At 70.3% G+C, this 19433-nt stretch carries 19 protein-coding genes and 1 pseudogene; 10 read left to right on the top strand and 10 right to left on the bottom strand.

The features are described from left to right. Positions 1–53: 53 nt before the first annotated feature. Positions 54–329, bottom strand: coding sequence for a hypothetical protein (locus OCQ_RS23100; protein ID WP_008261377.1), 276 nt, complete (start codon positions 327–329; stop codon positions 54–56). A gap of 63 nt (positions 330–392) precedes the next feature. Here OCQ_RS23100 and OCQ_RS27375 point away from each other — a divergent pair. Further along, positions 393–470, top strand: a pseudogene (locus tag OCQ_RS27375) (hypothetical protein); the annotation flags it as partial. On the opposite strand, the gene OCQ_RS23095 reads toward OCQ_RS27375, so the two are convergent. The 5 genes from OCQ_RS23095 to OCQ_RS23075 all read right to left on the bottom strand — a co-directional run bounded on the left by OCQ_RS23095 (position 451) and on the right by OCQ_RS23075 (position 7807). Further along, entirely contained in the window at positions 451–4890 is a 4440-nt protein-coding gene (locus tag OCQ_RS23095) for a cation-translocating P-type ATPase (protein ID WP_014385895.1), read from the bottom strand. The pseudogene OCQ_RS27375 and the gene OCQ_RS23095 sit on opposite strands and share 20 nt — an antisense overlap. Positions 4891–4911: 21 nt before the next feature. Then, entirely contained in the window at positions 4912–5385 is a 474-nt protein-coding gene (locus OCQ_RS23090; RefSeq protein ID WP_008261371.1) for a hypothetical protein, read from the bottom strand. Positions 5386–5512: 127 nt separating this feature from the next. Beyond that, the gene (locus OCQ_RS23085; RefSeq protein WP_009952573.1) at positions 5513–6319 is read right to left on the bottom strand and encodes an exodeoxyribonuclease III; all 807 of its coding nucleotides are present in this window, start codon (positions 6317–6319) and stop codon (positions 5513–5515) included. Position 6320: 1 nt separating this feature from the next. Continuing rightward, positions 6321–7214, bottom strand: a complete 894-nt coding sequence (locus tag OCQ_RS23080; RefSeq protein ID WP_014385894.1) for an N-acetylglutamate synthase, CG3035 family — start codon at positions 7212–7214, stop codon at positions 6321–6323. Then, on the bottom strand, positions 7214–7807 hold the full coding sequence (locus OCQ_RS23075; protein ID WP_009952571.1) for a peptide deformylase: 594 nt from the start codon (positions 7805–7807) through the stop codon (positions 7214–7216). The genes OCQ_RS23080 and OCQ_RS23075 overlap by 1 nt, the downstream gene beginning before the upstream one ends. A 202-nt stretch (positions 7808–8009) precedes the next feature. Here OCQ_RS23075 and OCQ_RS23070 point away from each other — a divergent pair, with 202 nt between their 5' ends. From OCQ_RS23070 to OCQ_RS23040, 7 genes are all read left to right on the top strand, one after another. After that, positions 8010–8318 carry a DUF3263 domain-containing protein gene (locus tag OCQ_RS23070; RefSeq protein WP_008261362.1) on the top strand — a complete coding sequence of 103 codons (309 nt, stop codon included), beginning with the start codon at positions 8010–8012 and terminating at the stop codon, positions 8316–8318. Positions 8319–8337: 19 nt separating this feature from the next. Further along, a complete protein-coding gene (locus OCQ_RS23065; protein ID WP_043955429.1) occupies positions 8338–8811 on the top strand; it encodes a LytR C-terminal domain-containing protein in 474 nt (157 codons plus the stop codon). 245 nt (positions 8812–9056) lie between these two features. After that, positions 9057–9740 (top strand): superoxide dismutase[Cu-Zn], encoded by a 684-nt coding sequence (gene sodC / locus OCQ_RS23060; protein ID WP_009952568.1) that lies wholly within the window; start codon positions 9057–9059, stop codon positions 9738–9740. Continuing rightward, entirely contained in the window at positions 9730–10860 is a 1131-nt protein-coding gene (locus OCQ_RS23055; protein WP_008261359.1) for a glutamate--cysteine ligase, read from the top strand. The genes sodC and OCQ_RS23055 overlap by 11 nt, the downstream gene beginning before the upstream one ends. After that, entirely contained in the window at positions 10860–11498 is a 639-nt protein-coding gene (locus tag OCQ_RS23050) for an LON peptidase substrate-binding domain-containing protein (RefSeq protein WP_009952566.1), read from the top strand. The genes OCQ_RS23055 and OCQ_RS23050 overlap by 1 nt, the downstream gene beginning before the upstream one ends. A 22-nt stretch (positions 11499–11520) precedes the next feature. Beyond that, on the top strand, positions 11521–12543 hold the full coding sequence (locus OCQ_RS23045) for a TIGR03617 family F420-dependent LLM class oxidoreductase (RefSeq protein ID WP_008261357.1): 1023 nt from the start codon (positions 11521–11523) through the stop codon (positions 12541–12543). Continuing rightward, positions 12540–13358: an enoyl-CoA hydratase-related protein gene (locus OCQ_RS23040; protein ID WP_014385892.1), complete on the top strand. Its 819-nt coding sequence runs from the start codon at positions 12540–12542 to the stop codon at positions 13356–13358. Before OCQ_RS23045 ends, OCQ_RS23040 begins: the two co-directional genes overlap by 4 nt. A gap of 5 nt (positions 13359–13363) precedes the next feature. Here the strand turns inward: OCQ_RS23040 and OCQ_RS23035 are convergent, their stop codons facing one another. Continuing rightward, entirely contained in the window at positions 13364–14284 is a 921-nt protein-coding gene (locus tag OCQ_RS23035; RefSeq protein WP_014943007.1) for an SDR family NAD(P)-dependent oxidoreductase, read from the bottom strand. A gap of 109 nt (positions 14285–14393) precedes the next feature. Between OCQ_RS23035 and OCQ_RS23030 the strand changes: the two genes are divergently transcribed. Beyond that, positions 14394–15770 carry a tetratricopeptide repeat protein gene (locus OCQ_RS23030; RefSeq protein ID WP_225337356.1) on the top strand — a complete coding sequence of 459 codons (1377 nt, stop codon included), beginning with the start codon at positions 14394–14396 and terminating at the stop codon, positions 15768–15770. On the opposite strand, the gene OCQ_RS23025 is transcribed toward OCQ_RS23030, so the two are convergent. Together OCQ_RS23025 and OCQ_RS23020 are read right to left on the bottom strand one after the other, a co-directional pair. Then, complete coding sequence (locus OCQ_RS23025) at positions 15712–16275, bottom strand: hypothetical protein (RefSeq protein ID WP_036454036.1); 564 nt, start codon at positions 16273–16275, stop codon at positions 15712–15714. The genes OCQ_RS23030 and OCQ_RS23025 overlap by 59 nt on opposite strands. Next, positions 16272–16667, bottom strand: coding sequence for a hypothetical protein (locus tag OCQ_RS23020; RefSeq protein WP_014381261.1), 396 nt, complete (start codon positions 16665–16667; stop codon positions 16272–16274). Before OCQ_RS23020 ends, OCQ_RS23025 begins: the two co-directional genes overlap by 4 nt. A gap of 21 nt (positions 16668–16688) precedes the next feature. On the opposite strand from OCQ_RS23020, the gene OCQ_RS23015 reads away from it, so the two are divergent. Beyond that, positions 16689–17285, top strand: coding sequence for a TetR/AcrR family transcriptional regulator (locus OCQ_RS23015; RefSeq protein ID WP_009952557.1), 597 nt, complete (start codon positions 16689–16691; stop codon positions 17283–17285). Here OCQ_RS23015 and OCQ_RS23010 read toward each other — a convergent pair. Next, positions 17259–19430 carry an AAA family ATPase gene (locus OCQ_RS23010; RefSeq protein ID WP_036455285.1) on the bottom strand — a complete coding sequence of 724 codons (2172 nt, stop codon included), beginning with the start codon at positions 19428–19430 and terminating at the stop codon, positions 17259–17261. The genes OCQ_RS23015 and OCQ_RS23010 overlap by 27 nt on opposite strands. Positions 19431–19433: the final 3 nt, after the last annotated feature.

Here is a 19433-nt window from a genome sequence, read left to right as displayed (position 1 = left end):
ATCTCGACGTCGGCTGCGGCGACAGGCCCGACGCTATCGGTGGCGCTACGAGGTCAGACCTCCTCCATCGCCTCGCCGAGTTCCTCGAGAAGCTTGTTGTGGTGGTTGCTCGCCAGCAGGTGTCCGGCGGCGATCACGACGGCCACCGGCCAGTCGATGAGTTCGAACGCCGCCAGGGCGGCCAACCCCCCGAAGTAGGCCAGCTGCTCGGGCCGGGGAATCTGCACCTGGCCGATCGCCGGCAGGTTCACCACAAACGTTTCGCCCTCGCGGATCTTCTCCACCGCATCGCGCTGGGACGTCTGGCGCCGCGACTTCTTTTCCGCCATCATTTGCCTTTCGGTAATGAAGGGTTTCCCGCCTCGCTGGGTCACGCGTACAACGTCGGACCTATGTCGACGATGACAGGCACCGGGGGCGATCCGCTAGTTTCGTCGATTGCTTCGGTGCTCAGGGTGCCGTTACTGGAACTCTATGCGCTGTTGTGGCGCGCCGGGGTGGTCGAGATTCGGAACTCGGAGCGGGAGGCTCGGCGGGATCCGGCGGCGGCTCCGGGTTTGATTTGTCCCGACCCGTCAGCGCACGTGACAGCACGCCGGTCGCGACCGTCGCCGCCGCGGCGGCGCCCAGGCCCTGGGCCCAGCCGAACGGTCCGAGTGGCGTACAGCCGAGCAGCTGGCTGACGCCCGGCGTGCTGATCAGGACCCCCACCAGGCCGAGTGAACCCAGCGCGGTGAGCACCACCAGCGGGGCCTGAGACTCCACCAGCGTCTGGCCCAGTTCGGTCCCCACCAGCGCGACCAGCGCGACGGTCGAGGCGCGTTGCGGACTACTCAGCGGACCGGACAGGCCCGCCATCGCCCACGCCGCCGTCGTCGCCGCCGCCGTGGTGACGCCGCGGATGGTGACCGCCTGCCACAGCGCGGCCTGATCCGCGCCGCGCAGCCGCGGGTCGATCGGGCCGCTGGGCTTGCTGACCGCGAGCGCGGCGGCCGGCAGGGCGTCGGTCATCGTGTTGACCAGCAGCAGCTGGCGCGTGTTCAGGGGCGACGTGCCGGTGATCGCGCTGCCGATGATCGCGAAGATCACCTCGCCGGCGTTGCCGCCGAGCAGCACCGACACCGCCGACTGCACCCGCCGCCACAGCTGGTGTCCTTCCCGGATGGCCTCCATGAGCGCGTCGATCCTGCCGTCGACCAGCACCACGTCGGCCACCAGGTGCGCCGGGTCGCTGCCATGGGCGACCACACCGATGCCGACCGTGGCGGACCGGATGGCGGCGGCGTCGTTGGCGCCGTCGCCGACCATCGCCGTCCGCACGTCCGCGTTCTCCAGCGCCTGGACAACCTGGACCTTGTTCTCCGGTGTCATGCGGGCGAAGATCACCCGCTCCGCCGCGACGCGCTCCTGGTCCTTGCGCGACAAGGCCTCCCATTCGGCGCCGCTGATGACCTGATCGGCGGTCACGTTGAGCCCCAGCTCGGCGGCGATGGCTTTGGCGGTGATCGGATGGTCGCCGGTGATCAGCTTCACGCCCACCCCGAGGCCGCCGAGGTCGGCGAGCAATTTCGCGGCCTCGGCGCGCGGGGTGTCGGACAGGCCGAGGAAGCCGGTCAACGTCAGCCCGCCGGTGCAGTACTCGGCGATGTCATCGGGGTTTTCCGCGATCGCCCGGGCCTGTTGGGCGGTCAGCTCGCGGCGCGCCACCGCGATGACGCGCAGGCCGCCGGCGGCGAGTTCGGCGACCGTGCCTTCCATCGCGCCGGTGTCCCCGCTGGCGGCCAGGACCACTTCGGGCGCGCCCTTGACGGTCAGCTCGGTGCCGGTCACCGAGGCGGAGAAGGACCTGCCGGAGCGGAACGGCAGGTGCGCGGTCGGCGGTGCGGACGCCGAGCCGTCAACGGCCGAACCGGCCTCGACGATGGCGACATCGGTGGCGTGCACCTGGGTGCCGCCGTTGGTCACCGGCGCGGCGTGCACGGCGCAGCGCAGCACCTCCTCGCGCGAGTACCCGGGCGCGGGATGGACCTGCGAGACGCGCAGGCGGTTTTCGCTGAGCGTTCCGGTCTTGTCGAAGCACACCACCTCGATGCGGCCGAGCGCCTCGACCGAGCGCGGAACTCGCACCAGCGCACCGAACTTCGTGAGCCGTCGCGCCGACGACGCCTGGGCCAGCGTGGCCACCAGCGGCATTCCCTCGGGGACGGCGGCGACCGCGATGGCGATGGCGCTGCCGACCGCGTGCTGCAGGGGGAGGCGGCGCAGCAGCCCGAGCGCGCCGACCAGCGCGCCGCCGGTGATGCTCACCGGGAGCGCCTTGGTGGTCAGCTGGCCGAGCTGGTGCTGCAGACCGATGTCGGAGGACAGCTCGCCGGAGATGAGGTCGGCGGCGCGGCGCTGCTGGGTGTCGGGCCCGACCGCGGTCACCAGGGCCAGCGCGGTGCCGGCCACCACGGTGGTACCGGCGAACACCATGCAGCGACGCTCGGCGAGCGGCGCGCCGGGCGTCGCCTCGACCTGCTTCTCGACCGACAGCGATTCGCCGGTGAGCGCCGATTCGTCGACCTCGACGTCGACCTCTTCGATGACGCGGGCGTCGGCGGGCACCACCTCGTGCGTGCGCACCTCGATGACGTCGCCCGGCCGCAGCTGCGCGGCGTCGACGAGCGTGTACGTGCGCGCGCCGTCCGGGCCGACGATGACCTTCCGGGCGGGCGGAGTCTGTTGGGCCAGTAGATAACTCAACCGCTTCTCGGCGCGCAGCCGCTGCGCGGCGGCCAGGATCGAGTTGCCGGTGAGCACGGTGCCGACCAACATCGCGTCGACGGGCGAACCGAGCACGGCGCTGGCGGCCGAGCCGAGCGCCATCACCGGGGTCAGCGGGTCGGACAATTCGGCGCGCACCGCCTTGGCGAGCTGCCACACCGCCTGCGCGGGCGTCTCCGCCAGCCGCAGGGCCGCGGGGGTGCCTCGCTCCGTCGGGACGGGCGCCGCGGAATCCTGCTCGGGCAACGCCTTACGGACCTGCTCGACCGACATCGCGTGCCATTCGTGCATGGCCGCCGGGCGCGGGGTGTCCGCGCCCAGGACCCCGCGGGCGAGCAGGTACCCCGAGAGCAGACCGGCCGCCGCGCCGACGTTCACCGTTTCGGCTCCGAGGTTGCCCCGCACGCCCGGGATCATGAACAGCGACCCCATCGCGGTGGCGCCGGCCGAAATCCCGATGCCGCGCTGGGTCGCGGCGGCGGCCGCGGGCAGCGCGTGCAGCACCCGCCAGGCGGCCTGAAGATCCGGCAACAGCAGGTCGGCGTTCCACAGCGGGGCACCCACGCCGTCCTGCGGCAACACGCCGAGCGCCAAGTGCGCCGACGAAATGGCTTGTGCGGCAGTCGACGACAGCACGGCCACGGTGCGGCCGGCCTCCTGCAGGTCGTCCACCGCGGCGGCCAGCGCGTCGTCGATGGACTTGTCGGTCCCGCTCTTCAGCGGCCGGACCTCGTCGAACGCCGGCCGCAACTCGTCGAGCGACTCGTGGTCGACCGTCACCAGTTGCGCCCCGGCGCGGTTGGCCTCGCCGACGACGGCGGAGGCCAGCGGATCGTGGGCGGGCAGGAACAGCGCCTCGACCTGGGCACCGGACCGGCCGCTCGATATGCCGGACACCTTGCGCCAGCCGGCGCGCAGGCCGCTGTTCTCCAGCATGAGCTGGGCGCGATTCCAGGCCGCGGGTAGCTCGCTGTCGTCCGCGCCGCGGATGCGGGACACCCGCAACGTGTCGGTACACAACACGCGGGGGTCGATGACGATGGTGTCGACCTTGTTCAGCCGGCGCAGGCTTTCGGGCCGCAACGGCAACACCGAATGTCGCTCGGCCAGGCCGCGGCCCAGCGTCGCGGCGAACGCCTCGGGGGTGGTCCGGTTGGCCTTGGGGGTGGTCACCTGCACCGCGGTGGCGGCCATGTTCAGGTTGCGGGTGCCGGCGCCGATCGCGCCGGCGCTGAGCGCCTGAAGGAGGGCGAAGCGACCGGGCGCGCGCTCCATGCCCCTCGACGGCTGCGGCCGCGGCGAGCGGTGGGTCAGCGGTTGGTCGGCGTGGCGCGCCAGCTCGGGCTCATGCTGCTCCCAGGCTCGTGCCTCGGCGCGGCACTCGGCGACCTTCAGCGACTGCATCGTCAGCCCCAGCGACAGCGACGTCGGCGACTGCGAGAGCGTCTGGCTGGTCGCCTGCACCAGCGTCATCACCGTGTCGGTGGCGGGGCCGCCGATGCGGTCTTCGAGCCGACGGCGCAGCCAGGGCTGGTAGTCGAAGAACGTGATGCCCGCGGCGATGGTGACCGGCAGCCGGGGTAGCCGCGTGGCCCGGCCGAAGAGCGCGACGCCCAGCCCGGCCGCATTGGCGGCCACGGTGACCGCCCTGGTCGCCAGCACCAGGCCGTCGCCCGGCAGGCTCGCCGACACCGGTTGGCCGGCATCTTGCGTTGGCGGGCAACGGTTTTCGGCTTCCTCGACGACGCGGCAGAGGTCGCTCAGCGAGGTGGCCGGGTCGTCGAGGTCCACGACCACCCGGGACAGGGGACGATTCAGCTTTGCTGACGCCACGCCGGGATGGGCCAGGATCGCCTCGAGCACGGTTGAACTGAGTGGGCCGTCGGCCGCGTCCGCCAGCCCGCGCACCTCGATCCACGCGCGGCCGTTGCCACGCCAGCAATGCCGGCGCAACGTGGCGCGGGAGAGTTCGCCGGACAGCGCCTTGGCCCCCTCGCGCAGGGGGATCGTCGCGACGTCGATACCGGTTTCGATCCCGGCTCGCGCCAGCTCGGTTGTCGCCTGTAGGCCCGCAGAAATCAGTCGCGACGGCAGCGACCGTCGCAGAGACGTTGTGATACTCAAGGGTTCAGTAAGGATTCCGTGTCAGTTGGTGCTGCGCAGCGCGGCGCTGCCGGCGCGGCGGCCGGTGGCCTTCTTGGCCGGTTTACTGGCGGCCGCCCGCTTGGTGGGGGCCTTTTGCGGCGGCGATTTGCGCGTCTGGGGCTCGGGTTCGGGCTTGGTCGGCACCGTCGTCAGCTTTGCCCTGGACGGCGGGGCCGACTCCTTCTGCTGGCGGGCGATCCGCTGCAACACCAGCGCCCCGCCGCCGACCGCGAGCAGCACCGGCCACTCGATCAGGCCGATGGCGCCGAGCGCTCCCAGGCCCACCGCGGCGGCCGTCGTCGATTTGCTGCCCTTGCTGATGCCCTGCTGAATGCCGTCCGCGGCGCCCTTGATGCCGCCGACGACACCGTTCACCGCCGCTCCGCCGACCGCGCCGGCAGTGGAGGTGGTGACCGATGCCGCACGATTCAGTGTTCGCCCCACGCTGCGAACCGCTCCGTCGACGACACCCATGTTGACTCCCTGGCCCAATTTCGTATTCATGCAATTCGCGTTCGCTGTTTTCATGTATACCGTGGATCGCACAGTTGAGGGGATCTACGGAATTGCGCTGCCAGTTAGCCTACGCCGGGTCGCGGCGTCAGTCGACGCGCAGATCGACGAGCACGGGCGCGTGATCGCTGGCGGCCTTGCCTTTGCGTTCCTCGCGGTCGATCCGCGCGTCGGTCACGCGACTCGCCAATGCCGGTGAGCCCAGGATGAAGTCGATGCGCATGCCCTGCCGCTTCGGGAACCGCAGCCGGGTGTAGTCCCAGTACGTGTAGACGCCGGGCCCCGGTGCGAAAGGCCGTACCAGGTCGGTGAATTGCGCCTCGACGATCGCGTTGAACGCGCGGCGCTCCGGTGCGGAGACGTGCGTGGCGCCGGCAAAGAACTCCATGCTCCACACGTCGTCGTCCTGTGGAGCGATATTCCAGTCGCCGGCCAGCGCGATCGCGGCGCCGGGGTCGTCGCGCAACCATCCTTCCGCCGAATCACGCAGCGCGGCAAGCCAATCGAGCTTGTACGCGTAGTGCGGGTCGCCCAGCGCGCGGCCGTTGGGAACGTAGAGGCTCCACAACCGCACGCCGCCGCAGGTGGCGGCCAGCGCGCGGGCCTCCGCGACGGCGGCGACCTCCGGCTTGCCGCTCCAGGTCGGCTGGCCGTCGAATCCGATCTGCACGTCGTCGAGGCCGACGCGGGACGCGATCGCCACGCCGTTCCACTGGTTGAAACCGACATGGGCGACCTCGTAGCCGAGTTCGAAGAACGGCAGGGTCGGGAATTGGCTGTCGGAACACTTGGTCTCCTGCATGGCCAGCACGTCGACGTCCGTGCGGGCCAGCCAGTCGAGGACGCGCGGCAGCCGGGAGCGGATGGAATTGACGTTCCAGGTGGCGATCCGCATTTCAGGCGCCCTGCCGGACCGGGAAGTAGCGGCGGTGGTGGTGCAGGCGGAAGCCCAGCCACCCGGTGTCGGCCTCGGCGTCGGGGACGGCGACGTAGCCGCGCGTCGCGCCGCGACCGGCGCCCCACGCCAACAACGCTTCGCACAAGGCCGTCGCGGCCCGGTCGTCGCCGCGGATCGCCGACAGCCCGATCCAGCGCGCGCCGTCGGGGGCGTCGGTCACCGCGGCACGCGCGACCGCCGCGCCGCCCAGTGTCCCGAACATGAGCTCGCCGTTGCCCACCGCGGTGAGCACGTCGACGTCGACCTCGGGCCCGAAAATCGACAGCCAGGCATCGTCGGGGCGCGCAGAGAGACCGGCGGACGGGTCGGGTTCGCGCGCGGCCATTTCCGACACGTCGCGCACCAGCACGCTTTCGGGCTGTTCACCCGTCGAACCGGTCGGCACCGACAACAACCGATCGGGTATGGCCAGCCGCGTTGTCAGGCCGCGGCGCTCGTACCAGTCCACGATCGCCGGTACGGTACCCAGGCGAGCCGAAAGATCCAGCGGCACCGCTGAATTCGCGGGCAGCTCGGTGTCCCTGTTGTTTGGGGAGCCGGCCCGCAGCAGCCAGCCCTCAAGCCAGGCGTGTTCGACGCCGGGCCAGGCCATGGCCGCCGCGTGCTCGAGCGCGCGGATGTCGGAGGTGCGCACCGGGGCGAAGGTCAGCACCCGCAGCATCACCACATCGGCGGGCGAACATTCGACGACCGCGCCCGTTTTGGTCTGCAGCCGCACCACCGGGTCGACCGACAGCAGGTGTCCCACCGCGTCGGTCAACGGCGGTATTGATCCTTCGGCGAGCCGGTAACGAATCATCACCCGCGTTCCCAGGGCCGGCCACGAGATCATCAGTGACCGAACGGGTCCGGTCCCTCGCCGGGCATCCAGGAGAGGCCGGGGACGCCCCAGTTGTGGGATTTGACGGCGCGTTTCGCGCTGCGGGCATGCCGGCCGACGAGGCGATCCAGATACAGGAAGCCGTCGAGGTGTCCGGTCTCGTGCTGCAGCATGCGGGCGAACAGGTCGTTGCCCTCGAGGGCGACCGGGTTGCCGTCGGCGTCCAGCCCGGTGACCCGGGCCCACTTCGCCCGGCCGGTGGGGAACGACTCGCCGGGGACGGACAGGCAGCCCTCGTCGTCGTTGTCCGGGTCGGGCATGGTCTCGGGTACTTCGGAGGTCTCCAGCACCGGATTGACCACGACGCCGCGCCGGCGCTCGGTGCGCCCGCGTTCGTCGGCGCAGTCGTAGACGAAGACCCGCAAGCCGACCCCGATCTGGTTGGCCGCCAGCCCGACCCCGTGCGCGGCGTCCATGGTGTCGTACAGGTCGGCGATCAACGCCGGCAGCTCCGCGGGCAGCGAACCGTCGGCAGCGACGGGCACCGGCTTCGTCGGGGTATGCAGGACGGGATCTCCCACAATGCGGATCGGAACGACTGCCATGGTCGGCTAAGCTACCGCACGCCCGTGGGCTGCTCAGCCGCCGATCTTCGGGGTGGGCAATTGGGCCAATCGGCCGACTCGCGGGTCTGGATGACGGCTTGAGGGTTTGGGGCGTGTTTCAATATTCGCCGAAACACGCCCTTAGCTAAGTCAAGTCATTCGAGCAGTTCGGAATTCGCCGAAAGGGTCCAGGGGAAGCAATATGGACAGCGCCATGGCGCGGGCAAATCGATCGGGGGACGATTCTGAGGTCGCCGATGGCCTTACCCGCCGCGAACACGACATCCTGGCCTTCGAACGCCAGTGGTGGAAGTTCGCCGGTGTGAAGGAAGACGCAATCAAGGAGTTGTTCTCGATGTCGGCGACGCGGTACTACCAGGTGCTCAACGCGCTCGTTGACCGGCCTGAGGCGCTGGCGGCCGATCCGATGCTGGTGAAACGGTTGCGCCGGCTGCGCGCCAGCAGGCAGAAGGCACGGGCGGCGCGGCGTCTCGGCTTCGAGGTGACCTGACTCGTTACAGTAGGGCTCGATGAAAGAACGAGTTCCCGACTCCACTGGGCTGCCCCTGCGGGCCATGGTGATGGTGCTGTTGTTCCTCGGCGTCATCTTCCTGCTGCTCGGCTGGCAGGCGCTGGGCACCTCCGGAAGCTCTGACGACGATTCGGCGTCGCCGGTACCGAGCGCGACCGCCACCGCGTCGGCCACGTCGACGAGCAACAAGCCGGCCGCCACCCAGGCCGAGGTGCAGGTGTACAACATCTCCACCAAAGAGGGCGTCGCCGCGCGCACCGGAGACCAGCTGACGTCCGCCGGCTTCAAGGTCATTAAGGTCGACAACATGACCGTGCCCGACGTCTCGTCCACCACGGTCTACTACACCGACGCCGACGACGAACACGCCACCGCCGACGCGATCGGCAAGAAGCTGGGCGCCCCCGTCGAACCGCGCATTCCCGCCCTGAGCGGGGAGCCGCCAGGTGTCATCGTCCTCGTCGCCGGCTAGATAAGCGCCGGGTTTGATTGCCCGCCTCCTCAGCGAGCCGTTCCGGCTCGCATCGTCACCGGGCACGGTTCGATTGCCCGCCTCCTCAGCGAGCCGTTCCGGCTCGCATCGTCACCGGGCACGGTTCGATTGCCCGCCTCCTCAGCGAGCCGTTCCGGCTCGCATCGTCACCGGGCACGGTTCGATTGCCCGCCTCCTCAGCGAGCCGTTCCGGCTCGCATCGTCACCGGGCTAGGCTGCTGGCTATGGCTAAGCTGCCCCCCTCCCTGGTTCTGGCCGGTTGCGCCGCGCTGCTGGGCGCCTGCTCGACGCCGCAGTACGCGTCGTCCGTCCCGGGCACCACGCCCGCGATCTGGACGGGATCGCCGTCGCCATCGGGCGCCAAGGCCGCGGAGGCGGGGCCGGCGGAGGTGCCCACCGTCACCACGCACCTGAAGGCACCGGACGGCACCCAGGTCGCGATCGCCAAGTTCGAATTCAACAACGGCTACGCGACGGTCACCATCGAGACGACCGCCAACGGCGTACTCGCGCCCGGCTTTCACGGCGTCCACATCCACAAGGTGGGCAAGTGCGAGCCCAACTCGGTCGCCCCGAACGGCGGTGCGCCCGGCGACTTCCTGTCCGCCGGTGGGCACTTCCAGGTGCCCGGACACGCCACCGAACCCGCCAGCGGGGACCTGACCTCCCTGCAGGTGCGCAAGGACGGTTCCGGGACGTTGGTGACCACCACCGACGCGTTCGCCATGGAGGACCTGCTCACCGGGCAGAAGACCGCGATCATCATTCACGCCGACGCGGACAACTTCGCCAACATCCCCGCCGAGCGCTACAACCAGACCAACGGCACGCCGGGCCCCGACGAGACGACGAAGAGCACCGGTGACGCCGGCAAGCGGGTGGCATGCGGTGTCATCGGTGCCGGCTAAAAGGCGTGACGCGCGCATCGATTTCGCCCGTTCGTCACGGCCGACCATCGGGGTGGAGTGGGAGTTCGCGCTCGTCGACGCGCAGACCCGCGACCTGAGCAACGAAGCCACCGCGGTGATCGCCGAGATCGGCGAAAACCCGCGTGTGCACAAGGAATTGCTGCGCAACACCGTCGAGGTCGTCACCGGCATCTGCCAAACCGCGGGCGAAGCGATGGAGGACCTGCGGCAGACCCTGGGCCCGGCGCGGCGCATCGTGCGGGATCGGGGCATGGAGCTCTTCTGCGCCGGCGCACATCCGTTCGCGCAGTGGACCACCCAGAAGCTCACCGCCGGCGCGCGCTACGCCGAGCTGATCAAGCGCACCCAGTGGTGGGGACGGCAGATGCTGATCTGGGGTGTGCACGTGCACGTCGGGATCTCGTCGCCGAACAAAGTGATGCCGATCATGACGTCGCTGCTGAACTACTACCCGCACCTGTTGGCGCTGTCGGCGTCCTCACCGTGGTGGACCGGCGTGGACACCGGGTACGCCAGCAACCGGGCGATGATGTTTCAGCAGCTGCCCACCGCCGGGCTGCCGTTTCAGTTCCAGACCTGGTCGGAGTTCGAGGGGTTCGTCTACGACCAGAAGAAGACCGGCATCATCGACCACGTCGACGAAGTCCGTTGGGACATCAGGCCTTCCCCGCACCTGGGCACGCTCGAGATGCGGATCTGCGACGGTGTGTCCAACCTGCGGGAGCTGGGCGCGCTGGTCGCGCTCACGCATTGCCTGGTGGTCGATTTGGACCGCAGGCTCGAAGCCGACGAGTCGTTGCCCAGCATGCCGCCGTGGCACAACCAGGAGAACAAATGGCGCGCGGCGCGCTACGGCCTGGACGCGGTGATCATCCTGGACGCCGACAGCAACGAGCGATTGGTCACCGAGGATCTCGACGACGTGCTGAACCGGCTGGAGCCGGTCGCGAAAAAGTTGAACTGCGTCGACGAGCTCGCCGCGGTGGCCGAGATACCCCGGCAGGGCGCGTCCTACCAGCGCCAGCGCCGGGTGGCCGAGGAACATGACGGCGACCTGCGCGCGGTCGTCGACGCCCTGGTGTCCGAGCTGGAAATCTGATGATGGAATCCCTTGAGCTGGCGATGTTTCCGCTCGAGTCGGCGCTGCTGCCCGACCAGGACCTGCCGCTGCGGATCTTCGAGCCCCGTTACGGGGCGCTGGTGCGGCACTGCGTGGACACGGGCGACCCATTCGGGGTGGTGCTGATCTCGCGGGGGCGCGAGGTGGGCGGCGGTGAGGAGCGTTGCGACGTCGGCGTGCTGTCGCGGATCACCGAATGCGTCGACCAGGGCGCCGGCCGGTACGCGCTGCGCTGCCGGACCGGGGAACGGATCCGGGTGCGCGAATGGCTGCCCGACGATCCCTATCCGCGCGCGCGGATCACGTTATGGCCCGACGAGCCGGGACCCGAGGTCTCGCCGGCCCAGTTGCTCGACGTCGAAGACCGCGCGGTGGCCCTGTTCGAGCGGATCGCGCAGGCGCGCGGGATCACCCTGCCCGGCCGCGAGGTGCTGTTGGGTCACGACCCCCAGGCCCCGGCGGGGGAGCGCCTGTTCGCGTTGGCCTCGCGCATCCCGATCGGCACGGCCGACCGCTACACGGTGCTGGCGGCCCCGACGGCCGCCGAGCGCCTCGCCGCGCTGAGCGAAGCCGTGAACGCGGTCGCCGAGGTAGTCGAGTTTCAGCTCTCCGAATAGAACTGCGCGACAGGAGCTTACGATGAAGGTTCACCTGCAGGTGGACGGTTCACCGGCGGGTGCGGCGGCCAGCGCCGCCGACATCGCCGCCACGGGCGCGGATGGCCTGTTCACGTTCGAAGGCCAGCACGACGTCTTCTTCCCGCTGCTCCTCGCCGCCGGCACGACCGGCCTGGACCTCATGACGAACGTGGCGATCGCGCCGCCGCGCAGCCCGTTGCACCTGGCGCACTCGGCCTACGACCTGCAGTGCTACAGCGGCGGGCGGTTCCGCCTCGGCCTCGGCTCCCAGATCAAGGTGCACATCGAAAAGCGTTATGGCAGTAAATGGGACAAGCCCGCGGCCCGCATGGCCGAGGCCATCGCCGCGATCAAGGCGATCTTCGCCGCGTGGGAAAACCAGGGCCGCTTGGACTTTCGCGGCGAGTTCTACACGCACACCGTGATGGCGCCCAACTTCAACCCCGGGCCCAACCCGTTCGGGCCGCCGCCGGTGCTGCTGGGCGCGCTGGGACCGGTGATGACCCGTACCGCCGCCGAGGTCGCCGACGGATTGTTGGTGATGCCGTTCAACAGCGCCCGCCATTTCGCCGAACGCACCGTGCCCGCGATCGCCGAGGGGCTGCGCCGTTCGGGCCGGGCGTTCGGTGAGTTCACCGTCATCGCCCAGGCCATGGTTGCCGTCGGCCGCGACGAGGCGGATCTGGCGGCCGCGGTCAACGGCGTGGCGTCCCTCATCGCGTTTTACGGCTCGACGCCGGCCTACCTGCCGGTGCTGCAGGTCGAGGGCTGGGACGATGTCCAGCCCGAGCTCAACGCCCTGTCCAAGCAGGGCCGCTTCGCCGAGATGCGCCGGCTGGTCAGCGACGAGATGGTGGCCCGGATCGGGATCGTCGGAACGCCCGAGGAATGCGCGCGGCAGATCGCCGGCCGGTTCGGCGAGCACGCGGGGGAGGTGTGCTGTTACTTCCCCGGCTACACGCCGCGCGACGCCGACATCGCCGACCTGATCGGCGCCCTGCACCGGGCGCCGGCCCTGCCATGAGCGATGACCTGACGGTCGAAATCGACTCCGGCGTCGCGGTACTCACGCTCAACCGCCCCGAACAGCTCAACGCCTACACCGCCGAGATGGGCGCCCTGCTGAGCCGCGCGTACCGGGAGTGCGACGAGGACGACGACGTGCGGGCCATCGTGGTGACCGGGGCGGGACGCGCCTTTTGCGCCGGCGCCGACTTCTCCGGTGGCGCAAGCCCGTTCGATGCGCCCGCCGCCGACGGCACGTTCTCGGCGTCGCCGATCACCCCGGCGGCCTTCGAATTGCGCAAACCGGTGATCGCCGCGGTCAACGGCCACGCCATCGGAATCGGCCTCACGATCGCGTTACAGGCGGACATCCGGATCCTGGCCGAGGACGCCAAATACGGTGTGGTGCAGGTACGGCGGGGCGTGATCCCCGACTGCATGGCGCACTGGACGCTGACCCAGTTGACCACCCTGGGGGTGGCCGCCGACATCCTGCTCACCGGCCGGACGTTCGGCGGGGCCGAGGCCGTGACGCTCGGGATCGCCAATCGGGCCCTGCCCGGCGAGCGGGTCCTCGACGACGCGCTGACGGCGGCCCGCGACATCGCGGTCAACGTGGCCCCGATGTCGGTCGCGCTGTGTAAACGCCTGCTGTGGGACAGCGCGATCCATCACTACACACCGCGGCAGGTCGCCGCGCTGGAGACCCGGTTGCACGAGCGGGTGATGGGCGGCGCCGACGCCGCTGAGGGCGTCGCCGCCTTCCTGGACCGCCGCCCGCCGAATTTCACCGCGCGGCTGTCGCAAGATTGGACACCGCTTCCCGAACCGTGACCGAATCAGTGCGCGGCGCAAAGCCTTTCGGAGAGCTCCCACAGTTGCGCCGCGCGCCGCTCGTCGCGAGCGTGCGGCGCTGCCTCACCGATCCCGCAGTCCTGCAGGTAGAGGCCGCCGCGGCCGGCGAGGTCGGGGCTTACCGCGGCCCATACCTGCGTTGCCGCACCGTGTTCGGGCATGACGAAATCGAGGAAGCCGTCGGAGGGCTCGCGGCTGTTTTCGGCGACGAGGCTGCGCAGCGCGGAGAAGTCCGAGCGCGACATGTACCGCGCGAGCGCGGTCGCCACGGTGCCCGGATGCACGGCGTAGGCGCGAATTCCCGCGTCGCGCAGGCGCCGGTCGGCTTCGATCGCATGCAGGACGTTCGCCGTCTTGGAGGCGCCGTAGGCGGCGAACTTGTCGTATTCGCGACGCTCCCAGTTGGGGTCGTCGACGTCGACGTCACCCATCACGTGGCCACCGGACGACAGGATCACCACCCGGGCGGCGCCGGCGGCGGTGAGCTGGGGGATCAGCAGCCGGGTGAGCTCGAAATGCCCGAAATGGTTTGTCCCGATTTGCAGTTCGAAGCCGTCCCGGGTCCGGCCAAAGGGTGTGAACATCACGCCGGCGTTGTTCATCAACACGTCGACGACCGGCGTGATGCCGGCGACCGCGCTCGCCGCCGCGCGCACGCTGGACAGGTCGGTGAGGTCGAGCGATACCGTCGACGTCCGGGCAGCCGGAACCTCGGACGCGATCCACCGGGCCGTCTCCGCCAGCGCTTCGGGGTTGCGTGCGGCCAGGATGACGTGCGCGCCCCCGGCGGCCAGCGCCCGGGCCGACTCGCGGCCCAGTCCCGACGACGCGCCGGTGATCACACATGTCTTGCCGGACAAATCGATTCCCTCGACGATCTGAAGTGCCGTTGGATGCTCGGTCATGCGGTCCAACCTATCGACGCGGCTGGTTCGCGGCTGCGAAGTCCTTACCGCCGGTGACTGGCGGCGCGGGCTCGGGAGCCGGAGACTGGCATGACGAAAAGGAGTGCACATGTCTGACGGCCCAGATCAACCCGCCGACGCGGCCGATCCGGTTGCGCGCGCCGACACGGAATGGCGCTCGGCGCTTGCCACATTCGGGCCCCATCACGAGTCAACCTTGACCGCGCTGCTCGCGCTGGCGTCCGCGCGCTGGACCGCCGGGGACAGCCTCGGTGCCGTCCACGATGCCGGCCAGGTGCTGGCCGTCAGGCGCGAAACACTCGGAGACGAACATCCCTCCACCCTTGGCGTGGCGGGGCTGGTCGCGATTTGGCGCTACCACCGCGGCGACGAGGGCAGCGTCGATGAGCTGCGCGAGCTCGTCCCGGTGATGACCCGGGTACTCGGCGCCGAGCAAGCGGACACGTTGTGGGTCACCCACACTTTGGCCGCCGCCGAGGATGCCGGCGGTGATCCCGCCGCCCGGCTGCTGCGCTGGGTGCAGTTGTGCGGCGCCGAGACTCGGGTCTTCGGCCCCCGTAACGAATTGACCTTGGCGGCCGCCTTCGGGGTGGCACAAGCACGCCACGACCTCGGAGACCCCTTCGGCGCCAGCACCGACGCGTTGATCGTCGTCGGCTACCGCCGGCGTCTGCTCGGCGAGCATCATCCCCACACGCTGGCCGCGCAACTGTCGCGGCTGACGTGGCTGGGGGAGGCCGAGGGTATCAATGATCACACCCTCAACGAGTTCGACGAGCTGATCGTGGCCCTGCAGAACACGCTCGGCCACGACCACGAGCACACGCTGATCGCGCGCTACAACCGCGCTGTCTGGACACCGGAGACTGCCGACGAGGTCGAGCGAGTTTCCGAATGGGAGGTCCTGGCCGAGGATCTCGCGCGCGTTCTCGGCGAGCAGCATCCCGTGACGGTCGAGGCTGCCCAGAGACTCGGCGCCGCCCGCGCCGAATGGGAGGACAGCGTCAACGAGACCCGCAACATTGCTTTCGATCTCTTCGTCGACGCCGAATCCGAAGACCGCGAGATCGATGTCATGCCCGGGCGGGACTGGATGGACCCGGGCAATCTCGACGACGACGCCGTGGCCAAAGTCGCCGAAGACGCCGACGAACAACGCTCCGAGCGCGTGGATCTCATGGAACACGCGGTGGAGGTGAAAAGGGCGCTCGCCCGCTGCGCCCGCACGCTGGGCAACGATCACATCGAAACGTTGCAATGGAGGTACTACCTCGCCTGGTGGCTATGGAACGGCCACGAATTCGACCCGGCCGCGGCGCGCACCCGAAAGCTCATCGATGACGGTGGTCGTGTGCTCGGTGAAGATCACCCACTCATCGATGCGACGCGGACCCTCGACCACCACATCACCAACCGGGTCTGGGGTGGGTTGAGCCCGTTCTGGGATGGGAGCGCGCTGGTGTGAGAGCTGGAATCCGACGGTGGCCGGCTTCGGTCTCGGCCAATGACTTCAGCGTGAGCAACTGCTTGCGCATCATCAGCAGGTCCCCCAGCGCCAGGGCCTGAGCGAGGAGCCGGGGCCCGGCGAACAACACGCGCGCATGCAGCCGCGAGCCCTCCCCTTCGGGGCGGATCGCATACGTGACGGCCACACCCTTGGACCGCAACGTGATCTGCCGACCGTCGAGAAACGACCGCAAGACGAAGATGGTCATGAATCGCTGCCCGACCGCAAGTCGCGTCAGCTCGGGGTCGCGCCGGCGGGGGCTGCGGCGCCCGAGGTTATCGAGGCTGTCGTAGCTGTAAGGCGCCACGCGCAACTGGCACAGCCAACCGAACACGATCGACGGGGGCGCGGCGATGCTGATCGCGCGGTCGGCCCGGACGCCGGCCGAGGGCAGGACGCCGTCGCAGGGCAGCGGTGTCGTTCGCTCCCAGGGCCTGACCCCCCACGTCAGGCCCGGCGTCACGGAACCGGCGTACTACGTGAATGAACCCTTGCCGCAACGCGTTTCAGCGTCCACCTTACGGCGACGCGGTGCGCGCCGGTGCCGATGACGAGCGCCCGATACGCCTTCCCGTGGATGCCCGGGAACGCGGCCCAGGTCGCCGCGCGCAGCCGGGTGCGGGCGGTGCCGTCGAGTTCGTCGAGCTCGAACACCCACCGGTAGATCGCGAACCAGTGGCGGCCCTTCAGCGCGAACCGCGCCGGTGCGCGCGCTTCGTCCAGGACGAAGCCGACCGGCACCGTCGTCGCGTCATGCGGGTCGCGGCACATCACCCGCAGCAGCGCCGACCACGTGTCTGCGCGGTTCGCGTCGAGGGTTATGGCATGCTCGTCGATATAGGGTAATCGTTCCATATAGAAGGACTGTACTAGATCATGGCGCCTCCGCGGAAGCATGAAACCGATGTGATCCTCGACGCCGCCCGGGCGCTGGTGCTCGACGGCGGACCGCGCGCGGCCAGCGTCGCCGCCATCGCGAAAACCAGTGGAGCACCGGCGGGCACGCTGTATCACCGCTTCGGCAACCGCGACGGCGTCCTGACGGCGGCGTGGCTGCGGGCGCTGGAACGCTTCCAGGCGCGGGCGCTGGCAGCCGACGGGGACACGCCGGCGGACACGGCCGTGGCGATGGCGGTGGCGGCCGTCGGCTTCGCGCGCGCCCTGCCCGAGGACGCCCGGCTGTTATTGACGATCCGCCCGGGCGACCTGCTCGACGAGGAGCCCGACGCGGCATTCCGGCAGACGCTCACCGCGATGAACGCCCCGCTGACCGAGCGGATCGCGGTGTTGGCCCGGCAGCTGTACGGGAACGCCAGGCCGCGCTCCGTCGACGCCGTCGCGCGCGCGGTCGCCGACCTGCCCTACGCGGTGGTGCGCCGCCACGCCCACGACGACCCGATGCCGTCCTGGCTCGAAAAGGACGTCGCCGCCTCGGCGCTGGCCGTGCTAAACAGCTTTGGCGAACGCCCGTAGGGACTCGACCTGCGCGGGATCCAATGAGGGGCGGACGGTTTCGCGCGCCGCCGCGAGATCGGCGGCCGTCACGTCGGTGGCATCGAGGGATCGGCGCATGGCCGTGAGGGCGGCCTCCCGCAGCAGCGCCACGCAGTCGGCGGCGCTGTAGCCGTCGAGCCCGGCGGCCACCTCGTCGAGGTCGACGTCGGCACTCAGCGGAACCGATTTGCCTGCGGTGCGCAGGATGTCGCGGCGGGCGGCGGCATCGGGGGGTTCGACGAAGACCAGCCGCTCCAGCCGGCCGGGACGCAGCAGCGCCGGGTCGATGAGATCCGGGCGGTTGGTGGCGCCCAGGACGACGACGTCGCGCAGCGGATCGACGCCGTCGAGCTCGGTCAGCAGCGCGGCCACCACCCGGTCGGTGACGCCCGAGTCGAAGCTCTGCCCGCGCCGCGGCGCGAGCGCGTCGACCTCGTCGAGGAAGACCAGCGAGGGCGCCGAATCCCGGGCGCGCCGAAACAGTTCGCGCACCGCCTTTTCCGAACTGCCCACCCACTTGTCCATCAGCTCGGAGCCCTTGACCGCGTGCACGGACAGCTGCCCGGTGCTGGCCAGCGCGCGCACGACGAATGTCTTGCCGCAGCCGGGCGGGCCGTACAGCAACACGCCGCGCGGCGGGTCGACGCCCAGCCGGGCGAAGGTGTCGGGATGCTGCAGCGGCCACAACACGGCCTCGGTCAGCGCTTGGCGGGCCTCGGCCATGTCGCCGACGTCCTCGAGGGTGATGTCGCCGACGCTGACTTCTTCACTGGCCGAACGGGACAGCGGCCTGATGACGCTCAGCGCGCCGACCAGGTCCTCCTGGTTCAGCTCGGGGGGCCGGCCGTCGGCGCTGGCCCGCGACGCCGCCCGCAGCGCAGCCTCGCGCACCAGCGCGGCCAGGTCGGCGACGACGAAACCCGGTGTGCGTGAGGCGATCTCGTCGAGATCCAGCCCGCCGGCGGGGACGTTCTTGAGCAGCGACTCCAGTAGCGCTTTGCGGGTGGCGGCGTCGGGCAGCGGCAGGCCCAGCTCGCGGTCACACAGGTCGGGCGCCCGCAGGCGGGCGTCGAGCTGGTCGGGTCGCGCGGAGGTGGCGATCAGCGCGACGCCGTCGCTGGCCACCGCGGTGCGCAGCTCGCCCAGAATCAGCGAGGCCACCGGGTCGGCGGCGGCCGGCAGCAGGGCGTCGACGTCGGTGATCAGCAGCACGCCACCGCCGTCGCGCACCGTCTGCACCGCCGAGGCCACCGCCTTGAGGCGGTCTTCGGCGGCCAGCGCGCCGACCTCCGGGCCGTCCAGCGTGACCAGCCGGCGATCGCCACAGACCGCGCGGACCAGCGTCACCTTGCCCACCCCGGCCGGGCCGGACACCAGCACCCCGAGGTTGGTGCCGGCGCCCAGGGTCTTGAGCAGGTGCGGTTCGTCGAGCGCGAGCTTGAGCCATTCGACGAGCTTGGCGGCCTGCGGCTGGGTGCCCTTGAGCTCCTCGACGACCATCTCCGGCCGGGCGACCTCGACCGAGATCCGCGACGGCGTCGCGGCGCCGGACGCGACATCGCCGGTGCCCCAGGTGACCAGCGAGTTGGGCTGCACGCTGACCGGCCCCACGGGGTCGACACCGGTGACGGTCAACAGCTCCGAGGTCCAGCTGATGCCCACCGCCGTGGCCAGCGCCCGGGTGGCGGCCGAGGTGGACGTGCCGGGTCCCAGGTCGCGGGGCAGCAGCGACACGGCGTCGCCCACCATGAGCACCTTGCCGAGCAGGGCCTGGCGCAGCGTGTCCGGCGTGATCGACTGGGTGGCCAGCGTCGAGCCGGACAGCGTCACCGACCGCGCGCCGTAGACCGTGACCGCGCCGACGACCACCGCGGACCCCTCCCGCAGCCCCGCGTTCGACAGCGTCACGTCGTCGAGCAACACGGTGCCGACCGGCGTGCCCGGGCCGGCCAGGCCCGCGACCGCCGCCGTGGTCCGCGACCCGATCAGCGACACCGCGTCCCACTCCCGAATCCCCAGGGCGGCAACGGCGCTCGGATGCAATCTGATGACGCCGCGGCGGGAGTCGACGGCCGAGGTGTTCAGCCGAGCCGTCAAGGTGAGCTGACGGGACGCGGGATTGATGGC

The organism is Mycobacterium paraintracellulare (genome assembly GCF_000276825.1).
Taxonomy (GTDB): domain Bacteria; phylum Actinomycetota; class Actinomycetes; order Mycobacteriales; family Mycobacteriaceae; genus Mycobacterium; species Mycobacterium intracellulare.
The sequence above is the reverse complement of the archived record's forward strand: the minus strand, read 5'-3'. Positions and strand labels throughout refer to the sequence as shown.